1 protein-coding gene is annotated in these 1,510 nt (G+C 46.2%); it reads right to left on the bottom strand.

Translation table 11 applies throughout. The features are described 5' to 3' along the window. Positions 1 to 1,510 (bottom strand): LamG-like jellyroll fold domain-containing protein (locus AB4Z17_RS33445; RefSeq protein WP_441964756.1); only part of this gene is annotated, 1,510 nt, incomplete at both ends.

The raw sequence follows: 1,510 nt of genomic DNA, 5'->3' as shown, positions 1-1,510 counted from the left end.
GGCTCGCCAAAAGCCAACCACCCTATTTTCTCTGCATTTAAAGCCACATCGTAAATACGAACCTCATCGATGAGACCTTTATAAGGTGTGTCCCAATAGTTGACCCCTAGTGCAAACAGACCGTGCTTGTCTGTGAACACGTTTGGCATACCTGTACCGGAATATTTCTTAATCCCGTTGATGAATATTTGTGTCTCGCCGTTTTTCACTGTAAATGCAATATGTGTCCACTCATTCAGCTTGATCTGTATGCCTGTAGATGCATCATACCAAGCTTCACCTGACCACAGCATCGTATTATTTTTCGCAAAATCATGCCCTCGTGGCATAAAGCTGATCCAGCTTTGCGGCGTTTGTGCACCGAAGAAAGCTGGAGCAATGTTTGCTGCCTCGGCAGGGTTCAGCCACATCGATACTGTATATTCATTTGTTGAAATTAAGCCTTCCGGTAAAAGAACACCAGACGCGCCGTCAAAGCTAGCCGCCTTTCCTTTGCCCGCCGTTCCGTCTACAAACGAAATTTCTCCGCCTGTACGATCAATTCGGTCGCCCGTGACAGTTGCTGCCGCCGTTATGCCCGTCATTTCTTCAAGATTGCTCTCAAAATTGTACTGAGCGACTAATCCATCTGCTAACGGACTTTCATTATGCTGTTGAACTATAAGTGTGAACGTTTTGGATGCGGATGCGCTGCCTAACGTTATCGTTGCTGTTAATTGTACCGCTGCATCGCCGGAACCTGCGCTTGGCCTTGTTACAGCTCCACTTGCCGTTACGACTGATGTGTTCGAAGACTCCCATGTAATCGGCCAATGGTTTGCAGCTTTTAAGGGAAGGCTGACATCATTAAATACACGGCTTGTATCGCCTAGCGTTAACCTATTAACTGCATTCGCAGCGAGTTCTTGATCAGTTAACGCTTCCAACTGACTTCCCCAAACAGCAGCACCTTTGCCTGACAAAGCGCTAAAAGCCATGACATAAGCATTCGAAGTAGGGTCCCATTGGCGAATGAACACCCCTTTGTATGTCGTTTGAACAGGAACGTCATTTACAAGCTCATCAACTTTCAGGTTCGCATAATAGTCGCCATCTAGTTCCCAAGTTCCGGACACAGCACCTGTAATTTTACCGTCCTGCTCCAGCTTAATGTAAACAGAAGGTTTAATCTCCTTCGTAATCTCTTTGCCGTGGTTAATATAATGATAAGCGCCAACGACATCGCTTTCGGAAATTTTGCCAATCGTCTCACCCGTGTAACGATGCGGAGCGACCACTGGCCAGCCATCTTCGTTCATAAACATCTGATGTACACGAACCTCATGGCCTTCCCCGCGGTAAGGGAAACGACTGTGAAAGATGTTGAACAGCTTACCATTTGTTTCATCGTAGTAAGTCGAGTTATGGCCTGCAGATACATAACCATAGGTAGGGAAGTTCTCTTGTCCATTTAAGTTGCTGAAAATAAAATTGCCAAAGCTCTTCACTCCATACGGTTCAATAGCCGCAT

This window comes from Paenibacillus sp. TAF43_2 (genome assembly GCF_052113545.1).
Classification (GTDB): domain Bacteria; phylum Bacillota; class Bacilli; order Paenibacillales; family Paenibacillaceae; genus Pristimantibacillus.
The sequence above is the reverse complement of the archived record's forward strand: the minus strand, read 5'-3'. Positions and strand labels throughout refer to the sequence as shown.